Source organism: Epilithonimonas hominis (assembly GCF_003730015.1).
Taxonomy (GTDB): Bacteria; Bacteroidota; Bacteroidia; order Flavobacteriales; family Weeksellaceae; genus Epilithonimonas; species Epilithonimonas hominis.
In genome coordinates this window covers 97,105-113,225 of sequence record NZ_RJTU01000079.1, presented here as the reverse complement: position 1 = coordinate 113,225, position 16,121 = coordinate 97,105, and the positions used below count along the sequence as shown (strand labels likewise).

Genomic DNA, 16,121 nt, shown 5'->3' with positions numbered 1-16,121 from the left:
GTGAGACGGATTCTTTTTATAACATTCCAAGTTCAAACTTGGCTTCTTCACTCATCATTTCTTTGGTCCAGGTTGGTTCAAAAGTAAGCTCTATTTTCGCCGATTTCACACCTTCTACACCTCTTACCTTATCTTCCACTTCTACCGGTAATGTTTCCGCAACTGGACAGTTAGGAGAGGTTAATGTCATTATGACCAGCACTTCGCCTTCATCTGAAATCTGAACATCATAAACCAGTCCCAGCTCATAGATATCCACCGGAATTTCAGGATCATAAACCGTTTTCAGTTCCCTGATTATTTCTTCCCCAATATCTGCTATTTGGTCGTCCGTATATTTCATTTTTAATCTAATCTTTTTAATAAATCTTCCTGCCGCATCCGCCGGAAAACATTTGCCAAAGTTAAGACATCTTTTTCACAATAGTGAATGATTCTGTCTATATCGCCGTCTTTGTAGTATATATCAGCCACCATACTCCCGTCGATATCATCTTTTGGTGTCGGTATCCCAAAGATATGAGCCAGCAATTCCAGTGATACATAGCTTTTCCAATCTCCGAATTTCCAGAGTTCCATAGTATCAATATGCGGAATTTCCCAAGGCTTTTTACCAAACATCTGAAACGGAACCGGAGGCTGAATACCATTGATTAAAAGTCTCCTTGCAATATAAGGGAAATCGAATTCTTTTCCATTGTGCGCGCAAAGGATTATATTATTCAGACGAGGACTATTGAACAATTCGCAGAATGAAATTAACAAGTTTCTTTCATCACCAGAAAACGTTTTGATTTTTAACTTTCCGGAATTGTTATCAATCATTCCGATTGAAATGCAGACGATCATCCCGAATTCGGCCATAATTCCGGCCCTTTGTTCGTAAAAATCTGAAGCTTGTATTTCTTCCTTTCGCTGAGACTTTGTCTTTTTGTCCCAAAGATATTGCGTAGCTGAATCCAAATTATTCCAGGAATCAATTTGAGGAACAGTCTCTATATCTAAGAATAGAATATTTTCGATCGGTATTTTATGAATCATCTGTATTTTATTTTTTTAAAAATAATAAAAAAACCCAACATTACTGCTGGGTTATATTAAATTTTCTAATAGAATTAGAAAGGATACTCGTAGATTTCCGATTCGTGGTAATAAGGGTTTCCGGTAGGCATCAGCTTCAGCTTTGCCAAGGCTGTCATCACCGTAAAAGTGAAAACTCCTACTACGAAGATGAAAGAACCTAAAACCAACAAGGCCATTGGAAGGTTATTCCAGTAAGGTCCTACAGTTCCCGGCATTACCATATTGAAGTAATCAACAGCGTGTCCGAAAATCACAAGGCAAGCCATAAAGGTAACCACTTTATAATTTCTCTTGATACTGCTGCTTACCAACACTAATAATGGTGCAAGGAAATTAACAATAAGCATTGGCAGGAAAGTCGGTGCGTAGTACTCAAATCTGCCGAAGAAATAATTTACTTCTTCTGGAATATTTGCGTACCAGTAAAGCATAAATTGTGCAAACCAAAGGTATGACCAAAGCATACTCGTAGCAAACAAGAATTTTCCGAGATCGTGCAAATGGTTGTTGTTAAACTGAGGATAAACTCCTTTTTTCTTAAGGTAAACGCTTATGATAATCATTACAGCTATAGAAGTTGACAGACAGCTTACCATAGAATACCAAATATATAGTGTAGAATACCAGTGTGGATCAATAGACATCAACCAATCCCAAGCCCACGCTGCAGATGCAAAACCGAAGAAGGCAATGTAACCTACATTCCAGCTGTAAAGACTAGCATAGATCTTTCGGTTCCCCTTATTCTCATCAACTTTCTTAGAAAGACTTTTCAGCTTCCAAACAAAGAATGACGCGCCCACAACATAAATTATAGTTCTGATAGCATAAAAGGGAATATTAAGAAATCTTTTCTTTTCGAATAATATAACGTCAAATTCCGGAGAGTTAGGATCTGTAAGATTAGGATCCATCCAATGGAAAAGATGACCTTGATGTGTAATATTCAACAACATTATAATAATCAAGATTGCTCCTCCGTATGGGATATAAGAAGCTATAGCTTCCATTACTCTTGTGACAATAATAGACCAACCTGCGTGCGCAGCGTGCTGTATGCTGTAGAAAAACAATGCACAACAACTAATTCCAAAGGCGAAAACAGCAAAAGTATGAATCGCTGCCAACGGCTGATTGTGAACCTGATGTTTTGCATGTTCTAGATGCGCATTATGATCCTGAGGACCCACCAACTCACTGGAATGTGATGGAGCTTCATGTCCTTTTGAATGGACAGATTCCATCCAGTGTGTGATTGTAGCATCATCCAGGCCATGGTTAAGGGCATAACCAATACCGAATAAAACAACGCCTACAACGATGAGTATGATTGAATATAATCTTAATTTAGGTGAAAAACTATACATTACTTCTTTTTTTATTTAGCATTAGTTTTATCTTCAGTTTTTGCTGGGGCCGCAGCTGTATTTGCAGGAGCGGCATTTGCGTTAGCTGGTGCAGATGACATTGTTGGTGCTTTAAATGTATTATAAACATAAAGTGCAACTCTCCATCTATCTCCTACGTTCAGTTGCCCAGCATAAGAACCCATCGCGTTTCTACCATTTGTTAAAACATAATGAATAGATCCGATAGTGATTTCTCTATCTGCATATTTAGGAACCCCCGAATAAGCACCACTTTGAACAATCGGCCCTTGTCCGTCTCCATTAACACCGTGACAAGCGGAACAAGTATGTTCGTACAAGCTTTTCCCTCGTGCCAAGTCTTTTTCAAGGTTTTCTGCTTTAAGAGGAGATGCTGTAATTGCTTTAGAAGCATCATAACCTGCATTGTACTCATCCATATTCTTAGGAAGTGTTTCTTCGCTGATGACACCATCTTTGTTTCTTGAAACAGAACCTTCAACTGGATATAAACCAGTTGCACCGTCGCGCTCTACAAAAGCTGGAATTTCGTTTTCGTGATCTGAATATGCATCCTTAGCTTTCATCAATGGATCATAAGCCACAGGAAAATACATATCTGGAAAATAAACCAAAGGTGGGTTATCTTTTGGTCCGCAAGAATTTAGTAAAACAGTTGTTAAACCAAAGATTGCTGTAATTTTTAATATACTATTCTTCATCTTAGGCATCTTTAACAGTTATTTCTTCAACACCTGTATCAATCAACAGCTGTTTAATAGTTTCAACATCATCAGAAACAAACTCCATCATAAATTTATCATCAGTAGTCCTAGGATCAGGATTCTGAGGCTTAGCTCCTGGATACATTTTATTTCTTACAAGAAACGTAAGCGACATCAAGTGGGCAGAACAGAAAACCATCAATTCAAACATTGGGACTACAAAAGCTCCCATGTTATGAAACCAGTCAAATGATGGTTTACCTCCAATATTCTGTGGCCAGTCGTGATTCATGATCCAAGCGGTCAATGTGATCCCGATAGTAACACCATAACAAGCGTAGATAAATGCAGCATCAGAGATTCTTGTCTTTCTAAGTCCAAGAGCCTTGTCCAATCCGTGTACAGGGAATGGCGTATAAACTTCATTTATCTTGATCCCTTTATCATTGAAGGCTTTAACGCCGTGCATCAAATCATCGTCGTCGCCGTAAAGTCCATATATAATCTTAGTGGTGCTCATCTCCTTCTTTTGCTTTATAAGTTTCACCGGAAATTTTCAAAATACTCTTCAATTCTGCCTGTGCAATTACAGGGAATGTTCTTGCATACAAAAGGAATAATACAGAGAAGAATCCGATTGTTCCAAGATATACACCAACATCTATAATAGTCGGCTTAAACATTGTCCAAGATGATGGTAAGTAGTCTCTGGACAAGTTGATAACAATAATATCGAATCGTTCAAACCACATACCGATGTTGATAATCAAGGCAATAATAAATGTCCAGAAGATATTGGTTCTGACTTTTTTGAACCAGAACAGAGCCGGCACAACCAAGTTACATATAATCAATGCCCAGAATGCCCACCAGTAAGGTCCTACCGCTGCTCCTGGAGAAAGATAAGTAAAATCTTCATATCTTGACCCAGAATACCATCCGATGAAATATTCAGTTGCATAAGCAACAGTTACCATACCTCCGGTTACAACGATTACGATATTCATAATCTCGATGTGGTACATTGTGATATAATCTTCAAGGTGACAAACTTTTCTAGCTACCAACAATAGTGTCTGTACCATCGCAAATCCTGAGAAAATTGCACCTGCAACGAAATAAGGTGGATAGATTGTTGAGTGCCATCCTTTGATAACTGATGTCGCAAAGTCAAAGGATACCGTGGTATGTACTGAGAATACAAGTGGCGTTGCCAAACCTGCTAACACCAAAGATAATTCTTCAAACCTTTGCCAGTGCTTTGCTTTTCCACCCCATCCGAAGGCAAGAATGGTATAAATCTTTTTGTTAAATGGCGTTTTTGCTCTGTCTCTAATCATTGCAAAATCTGGAATCAATCCCATAAACCAGAACACAACTGATACTGAGAAATAGGTGGAGATTGCAAATACGTCCCAAAGAAGCGGAGAGTTAAAGTTAACCCAAAGAGAACCAAACTGGTTTGGCAATGGGAATACCCAATAACCAACCCAAACTCTACCCATGTGGATAACAGGGAAAATAGCCGCCTGACAAACAGCGAATATCGTCATCGCTTCAGCAGAACGGTTAACCGACATTCTCCATCTTTGTCTAAATAATAATAGTACTGCAGAGATCAGTGTTCCGGCGTGACCAATACCAACCCACCATACAAAGTTGGTGATATCCCAACCCCAGTTGATAGTTCTGTTTAGTCCCCACGCACCGATTCCGGTTCCAATAGTGTAGGCGATACAACCAAATCCGTAAACGAACAGTATTAAGGCTGCATACAGAGATACCCACCATAATTTGCCTGCGCGTTCTTCGATAGGTCTTGCGATATCTTCAGTAATATCGTGATAAGTCTTGTGACCAATAATTAAAGGTTCCCTTATCGGAGCTTCGTAATGTCCTGACATTTTTTACCTATTTATTATTTAAACTTTCTTTTCTGTTTCTGATTTTTGTATGGTAGAATACATTTGGTTTTGTACCAATTTCTTCTAACAAAACATATTTTCTGTTACTGTTGAACAAGCTGCGAACTTCTGAGTTGACATCATTCATATCTCCGAACTTCAAAGCACCAGTAGAACAAGCATTGGCACAAGCCGTTTGGAACTCTCCATCCTGAACTTTTCTGCCATCTTTCTTAGCTTCGAGGATAACATTCTGTGTCATTTGGATACACATAGAACATTTTTCCATCACCCCTCTTGTTCTCGTAACAACATCTGGATTCAATACCATTCTTCCAAGATCGTTATTCATATGGAAATCGAACTTATCATTAAGAGCGTAATTGAACCAGTTAAATCTTCTTACTTTATATGGACAGTTGTTCGCACAATATCTTGTACCGATACATCTGTTATAAGCCATTTGGTTTTGCCCTTGTTTCCCGTGAGATGTTGCCGCTACAGGACAAACAGTTTCACATGGCGCGTGATTACAGTGCTGGCACATTACCGGTTGGAAAATTACATCCGGATTCTCTGCAGCATTTTCCAATGCTCCTTTGATTCCGAGAAGTTCACTACCGTATAACTCAGGAACAGCCATTCCCTCTTTCAGACCTTCATAAACTTCAACTTTCTGTTCAGTAGAATAGTAACGGTCAATTCTTAACCAATACATATCTCTGGACATTCTCACCTCTTCTTTCCCCACAACAGGAACGTTGTTCTCCGCCTGACAAGCAATAACACAAGCACCACAACCGGTACACGAATTAAGATCTACAGATAGATTAAAATGTGGCCCGTCAGTATCATCAAATGCTTCCCAAAGATCAATTTTGCCAATCGGTAGCTCACCACCAATAGTGTGCATTGCCAAAGGTTTGTTCCATTCATCAACAGGTTTGTTGATGAAATCATCCAATGTTACTTCTTTAGCGATCTCATAACGACCCATCAAGGTATTTTGCAGCTGCATTCCTGCAAACTCGTGTCCGTCTCCGGATTTCTCTATTTTAACATTGGTAATAACCGTATTGTAACCATCGAACAATGGATAAGCATTAACGCCAGTCTCTGCTACTTTACCAGAATCTTTTTTACCGTAGCCAAGAGCAAGTCCAAGAGAACCATCTGCCTGACCAGGCTGGATAAACACGGGTACATCTTTCAAAGTAACGCCATTTGCTGTAACTTTTACTGTATCTCCATCCAACTGCATTCTTGCATTAAGACTGTTTTCCAAGCCTAGACTTTCTGCATCTTTTGGTGAAATAGTAATATAATTATCCCAAGACAATCTTGAAATTGGGTCCGGAAGTTCCATCAACCAAGGGTTGTTAGATTGTGTTCCGTCACCAATAGAAGGTTTGGTATAAAGCTGTAACTCCAATTGAGCTGGTTTGAAAGCTGATAATTCAGCGATAGCCTGAGCAGCATTTCCGCCGGAATAAGATAATCCTGTCGAAAGTCCGCCAGCTGCAAATCCGTTGTATAGATTTTTGTTGAATGACAACCCTCCATTAAGCGTCAATGCGTTAGCTTTCAAATAATTATAATAATTATTAGCCGGGTTATCTTTTCCATTAATCCACACTAAAAGAGATTCTTCAATCTGTCTCGATTTGTATATCTTCTGGATTGTAGGCTGCATTAAAGAATATGCACCTGTTTCCGGTGTGATATCACCCCAAGATTCTAGCCAATGAGTAAAAGGAATAACTGCCTTTGAAGCTTTATATAATTCGTTTTTCTTATCGGTAATTGCAACAGAATAAGGAACCTTTTCGATTGCAGCCTTTAGAGATTGACCTTTTGCGTGCGAATAAATCGGGTTTATATTATTCGTAATCAAAACACCAACCTGTCCGCTATTCAACCAGGATAAAAACTCGTTGAATCTTGCGTTATCATATTCTTTAAGGAAATTAGCTTTTCCAGTAAATGCGTTAGATGCTAATTTTTGGTTAATTAAGTGCGCCAAAACATAAGCCGCTTTAGAACCATCAGCAAAAACAACAGCGTTGCTGCCTTTTGACTGAAGTTCTTTCACGATTTCGGAAGCCACTTTATCAGAAGTTCCACCATTTAGTCCGTTATAAACTTCTACCAAAGTTTTGAAAACTGCACTTGGCTTCAGTCTGTATCGGCTGTCGGCATTGGCACCCGTTAAGCTCATGTTAGATTCTACCTGAATATGTCTCAACATATTTGCGCCTGGTTTTCTAGCCGCAGCGTAGGAAACTTCAAGGCTTGAAGCGTTGTAATCGCCTAAGAAATCTGCATTGAAAGAGACCACCAACTGAGACTTGCTAAGGTCATAAACCGGCAAAGCTCTCTGTCCGAATACTTCCTGTGCTGCATCCAAAGCTGCCGCGTAAGGAATCGCATCGTAAGTAATTAGTTCTGCGGAAGGATATTTGGTTTTGAACTCTCCGAACAATTTCTTGAAAGTCGGGCTTGGAAAAGAGTGTGATAATACCACAATCTTTTTCCCACCATTCTGAGACTCTGCAAGACCTTTCAGGATAAAATCATCTATTTTATCGAAAGTTTCGTCTTTCCCATCAAGCTTTGGTTGCTTTACTTTATCATTATCATAAAGTGAAAGTACACTTGCTTGTGCTCTTGCGTTAGTTTTACCAAGATTTCCAGCTCCAGGATTCGCATCGATTCTGATAGGGCGACCTTCTCTTGTTTTTACCAAAACGCTGGCAAAATCGTAACCATCAAAATATGAAGATGCGAAAAAGTTTGGAATTCCCGGGATGATATCGTGCGGTTTTACCACATACGGAATCGTTTTTATAACCGGTGCCTCACAAGCTGCCAAAGTTACTGCAGCAGTAGAGAATCCCAGTAGTTTCAAGAAATCTCTACGAGAAGTCCCTGAATTGTTCTCAGAGTTATCTAAGAAATCTTCAACCGGAATTTCATTCTGGAACTCTTTAGACGCCAACTTTGCATTCAAAGTCGGGTCTTTTAGTTCGTGAATACTTCTGAATTGTATTTTATTTGAAGCCATTTATACTTCTAATTTTTGTTATTAATAATGACATTTACCGCACTCAAGACCTCCGATTGCATCTACAGTAATCTTAGTTCCTTCACCATATTGTTTTTTCAACTTATCGTGGAGATTCTTGAAGTATTCTTTATTGTAACCATTGTTCATATCCACCTCTGTGGTTCTGTGACACTCGATACACCATCCCATTGTGAAGTTGTTCGCCATCTGCACCACGTTCATTGTATCAATTTTGCCGTGACAAGCCTTACAAACGACATCAATCTTATTAGCCGGGTCTTTCTGCTTAGCATTGAAACTGTTGATAATCGCCTGCTCTCCTGCCACCACGTGCTGTGCGTGATTGAAGTAAACGAAATCTGGCATATTGTGGATTCTTGTCCATTCAATCGGTGTAGTCTTGCCAGTATAAGCCTGTTTTGACTCATCCCATCCAGCTGCCGCATAGATTTTTTTAATTTCTCCTGTGTAGAATTCTCTGTCTTTTCCTGGCTCAATGTATTTGCCTTTGTATTCAGAAATCGCTCTATGACAGTTCATACAAACGTTTACGGAAGGAATCTCGGACACTTTACCATATTTTGCACTTGAGTGACAAAGTTGACAGTCGATTTTATTTTCACCAGCGTGTATTTTATGCGAGAAATAAATCGGCTGTTCTGGTGCGTAACCTTTATAAACACCAATCCACATCAGCCAGTTCCAAACTCCGTAAGCTGCAAACAATGCCAATAATGCAATAGCACCTTTACCTACAAAGCTATACTTTTCATATAACTTGGAGAAAGAAGTGATTTTAGTTGCGTTAAGCTCAGAAAGCTCCGGAGACTGCTGAAGTTTCACCAATCTTCTGATGACCAAAAGCAACCAGAAAAGAAGTCCTGCAATCGCCACCAATGCTGCTACCATAATTTTGGTATTCAGCTGCTGAGCTTTTGCAGCTTCAATAGAAGCCATACTATCTGCCGCTGTTACACCTTCTACTTTATCAGCCGCAGGTTCCTCTGCCGGAGGATTAGTGGTGTAAGCTAAAATGTCATCAATGTCCTGATCAGAAAGATTAGGAAACGCCAACATTTCAGTCTTATTGAATTTCTCAAAAACCTCATTGGCATATTTGTCACCTGATGCTCTTAAAGCTTTGCTGTCTTTAATCCATTTGTGAAGCCAATCTGTGTCAAGATTTTGTTCTTTCTTTAATCTGTCCACTACGCCACCAAGTGCCGGTCCAATAACTTGTTTATCCAATGCGTGACAAGCCGTACAGTTTGTCTTGAACAAATCCTGTCCTTTTTTTGGATCGCCTTGTGCATAAACAGAAGTGCCGGTTGACAACAATAAACTAATTGCTATCAGACCCTTTTTGTAATGCTTTCTCCAACTAATCATTTATATAATCTTGGGTTAGTAAATTGTATTGAGTTTACATTCTATTCCGCAAAAATAGTACTTTAACAAAAATTAAGAAGACCTATTTGTATGGATTTTCTCATTTCTCTATAATTTGTAACTATTCTAAATAAGAGGATTTGTCTTTCGTTCAATTTATTTTAAATTTGCTAAAAAAATATTTTAAATGAACAATCTTCTTAGGCTACTCATAGTATCATCATTATTCTGTTTTTACAAGATTGATGCTCAATATGTTGTGAAAAAAGACACCCTTTCTGGAACAGAGCTTTCCATATCGATGGATGACAGAATTAATAGTGCATTAGAAAAAATTGAAGGCAACTGCGACAGAGTTTCTGCTGCACCTGTTAAAACACCTCAAAAAATTTTAGTACCTAGTAGAGAACTTACCAATGCTGAAGTCTGCAGAAAAAACCCAAAGATTATGGGATTCAAAATTCAGGTTATTACAGTTAAAAGCAATGAAGACGCTAGAAAAATCGCAACAGAATTCAGAAATAACTTCAGGAGCCTGAAAGTGGAAACCGATGCTTCACTGCGACCAAATTATAAAATCCTTGCAGGGAGCTACTTTTCAAAACAAAGCGCAGCAGACGATTTGAGAAACGTAAAAAGAGTTTATCCCAGCGCAATGGTAGTGCCTTACGCTGTTTTTTGTGTTGAAGCTAAATAAAATTCTTGATTCAATCAACGATAAAGTAAAAATTCCGCAGTGATGCGGAATTTTTTATTGGTAATAGGTTTCTAAAAATTGATAAAACTCGCCAAGCCTATAAAAATTATTGAATCCAAGGTAAACTGTCATCATCATTATTACTCCATACAAAATGCTCAGAGATATGGTTTTGTTACGGTAACTGAAAAATAACCAGCCGAGCAACAGCGGATAAACAAACACAAAATGTCCGCCGTAAATATAAGAGGTATGCAACCCAAATTTTAGCACACAATGGATTAAAATATCGATTGAAAAAGAAATCACAAGAATCCAAATCAACTTGTTTTTATAATTCTTGACAACACTTAAAATCACTATTAATAAAATCAATCCAATAAAAAAATATGGAATCGCTGATGTGTAGACATCCATAAAAAGTGCTTTGTAATAAAAGGTTTTATCCTTGGTGTGATAATCCCGGATTTCGTAGTTAGAAAATAAAACATTACCACCAAAAAACCAGGAAGTGATCATATCCCAAAGCGGTGTCACTTTTGGTTTGGAGAATTTATCATATTGCTCTTCGGTTTTGTTAAGGAAATTCTGGAAATTAAAATCCAATCTCAGCAAAAACAGAAAAACAAATACAACAACCGAAGTCGCAATTTTTGCAACAGCCATCCCGATTTTCTTCCAATTCCAAAAGATTTTTTTCTCAAACAAAAACGGGATATAAACTTTAACGATATTCGTAATCGTTAACCCACCGATAAAAATGGAACCCAAAATGCTTGCTGCAAAAGAAACAGATTTTTCTTCTTTGATCTTCTGAGCAGAATAATAATTGAAAATCGAAAGAAATAACAATGTATAAGTATAAGTTTCCGGCGTGAAAGACAAAAGAATATTCGTCACAAACAATCCGTAGAAAGCCAGAATCAAAAGACTGATTTTAAGAGGAAGCTTAATAATGTTATTCAGATATTTAAATATTTGAACATTGGCTAAAGAAATCACCACAGTAGAAAATAAAGCTAAAACCAATCTAAAAACAGAATCATACCGATTTCCGGAAATCCATAAAGCGAAATTTCGGATTTGGTCAAAGAAATAATTAGACAAAGGATGTCTCTCAAAACCGCCACCAGTCTGAACAATCGCTCTGTTATCAAAACTAAAATAACCATCCCAAGGGATTCTGTCATCATAAACGATTCGGAAATTCTCTGCAATAAACCAGGCATTGGCACCATATAACACGACAAAAAATAAGAAAATAAGAACCTCAAATTTGGTAGAAGGAAAAATGATTTTCAGGATGGATAGAGTTTTATTCAATAGTTTCAATCGGTGATATTTTCTGCAAAAATAGAAAATGATTTTTGTTTAGAATGATGAAACTTTAAAGATGTTGAACAATTTCGGAATGACTGTTCGTAATAAAAGTGACAAGATAACGATTTTCTACATTTTCAAAGAAAACATACCAAGTTGTCGTTTGATTAGCTTTGTAAAAAATGTATTTTGAACCCAGCTCAATTAAATTTTCGGGTCTTTTTCTGAATGGAAAAATTGAGAGATTATATTCTATGAAATCGTAAATTTTCTGTACATAATCTTGTGCATCACTTTCAAAACCAAAATATTCATTTTATATAAAATGAACACAAGGTCTTCTAAATAATCCGTAACATTTTTACGAATTATGACGTTACTTTTTCCAATTCAAAGATTTTATAAACTCAGAAGTTTTCTTTCTTGCTTCGGAAACAGTGATTCCTTCTCGCCATTCTTTCTCAAAATCAAAAGATTTTTTATTTCTGATTTTATTAATTTCTTCAATGACAGCAGGATTTTCTAAAGAATGAATCCACTTGATGATTTCATTTTTTTCAGATGCTAAATTCATTGTTTTTATAGATTGATTATAACAAAGATAGAAAATTATTGCTTTTGAATTTCAAGAAAAAACTTATGAGCTACAAGACAATTGACTACAACCTGTCTGATTATCATATTTTGAAGGTCGTTTCTGATGGAACTGTGGGAAACGGTTTTCGTAAGGGTATTCCAACGCTTCTTTCAGCTCAAAAAACCTTTCGTAATTGTCCTGTTCCGCATCCTGAATCGCTTCGAATAAAAGATAATTTCTTAGAATAAATTTCGGATTGGTTTTGGACATTAATTCTAAAGACTCCGTTTCTGAAATTTTATTTCTATGTTTTCTTTTCTGATATTTCTCTATGAAATTAGAAAGTCTACTCAGTTCACTCTCGCTCAGTTTTCGGTAAAATGAATTAGAAAAATCATCGATTTTAATATCTAAAACAGCCTTTTCAAGACTTTGAAAAAATAAAGTATAATCAAGATTAAGATCTTGCATCAGTTGCTGCCAATCGGTAAAAAAGCGCTCATCTTCCGGTAAAACCTCATCGAGACCAAACTTGTTGGCTAGCATTTTGTCGTGATCTGTCCAGAATTTCTTGCCATAATTATCAAGAATTTTTTCCAAAGCATCCGCATCATTAATTAACGGAAAAATAGCGTTCGCCAACGTTGCCAGATTCCAGTGAGAAATCTGTCCTTGTTTTCCGAAAGCATATCTTTTTCCAGGCAAATCCGTTGTGTTGGGTGTGAACTCCAAATCATAACCATCCATCATAGAAAAAGGTCCGTAATCAATCGTCAGTCCAAGAATAGACATATTATCGGTATTCATCACCCCGTGAACAAAACCTACACGATACCAATCGATAATCATTTTCAATGTTCTGTCACATACAGCCTGAAACCAGTCGAGATATTTATTATGATTGTTTTCAGAATTGACCTCCGGATAAAAATTCTCAATGGTATAATCTGCCAATTGCTTCAGTAAATCGGTTTGATTTCTTGCTGACAGCAATTCAAAATGTCCAAACCTCAGAAAAGATTCAGCAGTTCTCACGACTACAGCACCTTGCTCTTTTTGCGGATTTCCAGAATACTGCATATCTCTTACGACATCTTCCCCGGTTTTAGTAATGCTCAAAGCCCTTGTGGTAGGAATTCCGAGATGAAACATAGCTTCGCTCATCAGATATTCCCGGATTGATGACCGGAGAACTGCCCTTCCATCTGCGTGTCTGGAATAGGGTGTTGCGCCCGCTCCCTTCCACTGGATTTCGGTTTGATGATTTTCATTGATAATTTCGCCGGCATAAATCGCTCTTCCATCGCCTAATTGTCCTGCCCAATTCCCGAACTGATGTCCTGCATAAGCCGTTGCGTAGGTCTGAAAATTATCTGGAAGATTTTGAGCCGCTAAAAAATCTTCATCGTTTTCTAAAGCCCCCAAACCGATTTCCACGGATAAATTTTCATTAAAATTTATCAGTTTCGTATTGTCGAATTCCGCGGGTTTTATAAAACAGAAAAGAACTTTCGGAGTTTGCCTCTGCATTGTATTTTCGGAAAAATCGCCGGGGAATTTTTGAGTAAAATTTTGGGTAATATTCTTAAGATTCATAATCAAAAATCCCGTCTTTTAATGAGACGGGAATTATTTATTTATTAAAATCAATATCTTCAGAAGCATTAATGGCTTCATTAGAATTATCTTCTCTTTTCACGGGTTTATCCGGAACAACTTTTGGTGCATTTTTCAGCTCATCTATAGTTTGTAAGCCGCCGTCATCTCCGTAGCCTCCTCTCAGACTGGTTAGATCTGAACAACTTCCCGTCCAATTGGTGGGTTTTATAAATTTTTCTTCAGGCTTTATGTTCAATGCTTTATCTGCAAAAACCTTTTTCATGTAAATTGCCCAGATCGGAAGCCCCATTTTTGCACCCTGACCTTCACCAGTACTCAAAAAGTGTGTCGCCCTATCTTCCCAGCCTACCCAGACTCCTGTAGCCAATTTAGGAACAATTCCCATAAACCAACCATCTGAATTTTTCTGTGTGGTTCCGGTTTTACCTGCGATTTCAACAGTTGCAGGAATTCCCTGTCTTCTCAGTTCTCCGGAAGCCGTTCCAAACTCTGCCACACCCTTCATCAAATCGATCATAGTATAGGCATACATTTCGTTCATGACTTCTTTCACCACCGGTTTCACCTCTTTTATCACACGGCCATTGGCGTCTTCAATCCTCCAAATCATTTCCGGTTTGGTATAATTTCCAAAGTTGGCAAAAGTACTATAAGCACCGAGCATTTCGTAAATTGTAATGTCAGATGTACCCAACGCCATTGGTAAATAAGAATCTATCGGATCTGTAACCCCAAGATCTCTAGCCAGCTGAATAATGTTTTGCGTTCCTGCTTTTTCGGCAAGACGCAATGCTACAGGGTTTTGAGACTGAGCCAAAGCTTCTTTCAAGGTTAGCATACCTCCTCTTCCTGGAACACGGTAATTACCATTTACGAAAGTGGCGTTAGAAACTGTAGAACACGGCGTCATTCCAAGATGCATAATCGCTGTCGCATACACAAAAGGCTTAAAGGTTGATCCAACTTGTCGTTTTCCTTGCTTCACGTGGTCATACTGAAAATGTTGCCAGTTGATACCACCCACCCAAGCTTTGATATCTCCTGTTGCTGGTTCCATAGACATCAGTCCGGCCTGCGCAATTTGCTTATGATAGCGGATAGAATCCCAAGGAGACATTTCTACCTCTTCCTCTCCCTGCCAAGTAAATCTTGTGGTTTTTACCGGTTCGTGGAATTCCATCAGAATAGAATCTTCCGGCATTCCTTCGGCTTTCAGTTGCTTATATCGTCCGGTTCTTTTAACAGCTGACATCATCAGATCATTGATCTGTGACTTGGAAAGATTGTAGTAAGGACGGTTCGGGTTGCGCTTCATTTCACTGTCAAAGTTTCTCTGAAGATTGGTTAAATGTTCCTTAATAGCTTCCTCTGCATATTTCTGCATTCTGGAATCTAAAGTCACATAAATTTTAAGTCCATTCTTATAAAGATTTAGATCTTTGCCGGTTTCCTTTTCATAAGCATCAAGATATTGCTGAATTTCTTTTCTGAGATAGAATTTATAATAAGCAGAATACCCTTCTTCTACCGTTTTCACTTCGTGATAATCTACAGAAACAGGTGACGCAACAGCTTTATCATATGTTGAATTATCAATATAGCCTGTGTCCAGCATCTGCTTCAGTACAACATCTCTTCTCAATTTTGCTTTTTCCGGGTAACGGTAAGGGTTGTTTTTTCTCGGATTTTCCAACATTGCTACAAAAGTTGCAGCTTCCGGTAATGTTAATTGGCTAGTAGACTTATTAAAATAAACTCTTGAAGCCATCTCAACACCTTTGGCGTTGAAAAGAAAATCGAACTTATTAAAATATAATGTGATGATCTCTTCTTTAGTGTATCGCTTTTCCAGACTTACCGCCACACTCCATTCCTTAAGTTTCTGAAATGCTCTCTGAAATTTGTTTTGAGAAGCCTGACCTGTAAAAAGCAACTTTGCTAGCTGCTGAGTAATCGTGGAACCTCCGCCTCTTTCGCCACGGAAAAATATGGCTCTTGCAACAGATTTTAGATCAATCCCAGAATGTTCTTTGAAACGCTCATCTTCTTTTGCCTGTAGTGCATAAACCAGATAAGGCGGAAGCTGGCTGTATTTAACCGGTTTGGTTTTTTCCTTTTCGAATTTACCAAGCAGAACATTATCCGATGAATAGATCTCCGATGCAACAAATATATCCGGATTTTCCAATTCCTTCACATCCGGCATATCTCCCACAAAACCCTGAGAAACCGCAAAAAATAATGTGGAAATCCCCAAAACTACTGCAAAAAATGCAACCCAGACAATCTTGATCCATTTCTTGATGTTAGAGTTGGATTTTTTCTTTTGCGGAAGCGGAAAAGTTTTATTTTCAGATTTTTTATTTTCCATT

Annotated in this window: 13 protein-coding genes; 1 reads left to right on the top strand and 12 read right to left on the bottom strand. The window is 38.0% G+C overall.

Going from position 1 to position 16,121, the window contains the following annotated elements; all coding sequences use genetic code 11:
• Positions 1-16 precede the first annotated feature (16 nt).
• The 8 genes from EGH73_RS12915 to EGH73_RS12880 all read right to left on the bottom strand — a co-directional run bounded on the left by EGH73_RS12915 (position 17) and on the right by EGH73_RS12880 (position 9,535).
• Positions 17-343, bottom strand: coding sequence for an SUF system Fe-S cluster assembly protein (locus EGH73_RS12915; RefSeq protein ID WP_123282187.1), 327 nt, complete (start codon positions 341-343; stop codon positions 17-19).
• Between the two features lie 2 nt (positions 344-345).
• Positions 346-1,041: a 3'-5' exonuclease gene (locus EGH73_RS12910; RefSeq protein WP_123282186.1), complete on the bottom strand. Its 696-nt coding sequence runs from the start codon at positions 1,039-1,041 to the stop codon at positions 346-348.
• Positions 1,042-1,115: 74 nt separating this feature from the next.
• Entirely contained in the window at positions 1,116-2,450 is a 1,335-nt protein-coding gene (locus EGH73_RS12905; protein ID WP_123282185.1) for a quinol:cytochrome C oxidoreductase, read from the bottom strand.
• Between the two features lie 11 nt (positions 2,451-2,461).
• Positions 2,462-3,181, bottom strand: coding sequence for a c-type cytochrome (locus EGH73_RS12900; protein WP_123282184.1), 720 nt, complete (start codon positions 3,179-3,181; stop codon positions 2,462-2,464).
• Entirely contained in the window at positions 3,174-3,695 is a 522-nt protein-coding gene (locus EGH73_RS12895; RefSeq protein WP_089768109.1) for a DUF3341 domain-containing protein, read from the bottom strand. Before EGH73_RS12895 ends, EGH73_RS12900 begins: the two co-directional genes overlap by 8 nt.
• Positions 3,682-5,079, bottom strand: a complete 1,398-nt coding sequence (gene nrfD / locus EGH73_RS12890) for an NrfD/PsrC family molybdoenzyme membrane anchor subunit (RefSeq protein ID WP_123282183.1) — start codon at positions 5,077-5,079, stop codon at positions 3,682-3,684. The genes EGH73_RS12895 and nrfD overlap by 14 nt, the downstream gene beginning before the upstream one ends.
• Before the next feature lie 7 nt (positions 5,080-5,086).
• On the bottom strand, positions 5,087-8,143 hold the full coding sequence (locus tag EGH73_RS12885; protein WP_123282182.1) for a TAT-variant-translocated molybdopterin oxidoreductase: 3,057 nt from the start codon (positions 8,141-8,143) through the stop codon (positions 5,087-5,089).
• A gap of 21 nt (positions 8,144-8,164) precedes the next feature.
• Complete coding sequence (locus tag EGH73_RS12880; RefSeq protein WP_123282181.1) at positions 8,165-9,535, bottom strand: c-type cytochrome; 1,371 nt, start codon at positions 9,533-9,535, stop codon at positions 8,165-8,167.
• 187 nt (positions 9,536-9,722) lie between these two features.
• Here EGH73_RS12880 and EGH73_RS12875 point away from each other — a divergent pair, with 187 nt between their 5' ends.
• Positions 9,723-10,232: an SPOR domain-containing protein gene (locus tag EGH73_RS12875; protein WP_089768103.1), complete on the top strand. Its 510-nt coding sequence runs from the start codon at positions 9,723-9,725 to the stop codon at positions 10,230-10,232.
• A gap of 54 nt (positions 10,233-10,286) precedes the next feature.
• Here the strand turns inward: EGH73_RS12875 and EGH73_RS12870 are convergent, their stop codons facing one another.
• The 4 genes from EGH73_RS12870 to EGH73_RS12855 form a co-directional block, all read right to left on the bottom strand.
• On the bottom strand, positions 10,287-11,564 hold the full coding sequence (locus EGH73_RS12870) for a DUF6080 domain-containing protein (RefSeq protein ID WP_245985533.1): 1,278 nt from the start codon (positions 11,562-11,564) through the stop codon (positions 10,287-10,289).
• A gap of 364 nt (positions 11,565-11,928) precedes the next feature.
• Entirely contained in the window at positions 11,929-12,126 is a 198-nt protein-coding gene (locus EGH73_RS12865; protein ID WP_123282179.1) for a hypothetical protein, read from the bottom strand.
• 63 nt (positions 12,127-12,189) lie between these two features.
• Positions 12,190-13,725, bottom strand: a complete 1,536-nt coding sequence (locus EGH73_RS12860) for a protein adenylyltransferase SelO (RefSeq protein ID WP_123282178.1) — start codon at positions 13,723-13,725, stop codon at positions 12,190-12,192.
• 37 nt (positions 13,726-13,762) lie between these two features.
• Entirely contained in the window at positions 13,763-16,120 is a 2,358-nt protein-coding gene (locus EGH73_RS12855) for a transglycosylase domain-containing protein (RefSeq protein WP_123282177.1), read from the bottom strand.
• Position 16,121 lies beyond the last annotated feature (1 nt).